At 47.2% G+C, this 246-nt stretch carries 1 pseudogene; it reads right to left on the bottom strand.

Features of this window, described 5'->3' with window-relative positions:
• Positions 1-246: pseudogene (locus SB658_RS26620) on the bottom strand (aminomethyl-transferring glycine dehydrogenase subunit GcvPB); the annotation flags it as partial.

Raw genomic sequence — 246 nt, forward strand, 5'->3', positions numbered from 1 at the left:
GTGTGCTCCTGCCGCAGGCTGTAATGTCACAGCGTCCATCCCCGTAATTTCTTCAAGATGATCACCTAGGTCATACAGTAATTCTAATGCTCCCTGCACAGTGTCCGCCTCCTGTAGTGGATGGACTTGCGCGAAGCCTGCAAAGCGTGCAACCTTTTCATTAATCTTTGGATTATATTTCATCGTACAAGAGCCAAGAGGATAAAATCCGGAATCGACCCCGTGATTACGTCTTGATAATGCTGT

Source organism: Bacillus sp. SIMBA_008 (genome assembly GCF_046535495.1).
Lineage (GTDB): Bacteria > Bacillota > Bacilli > Bacillales > Bacillaceae > Bacillus > Bacillus subtilis.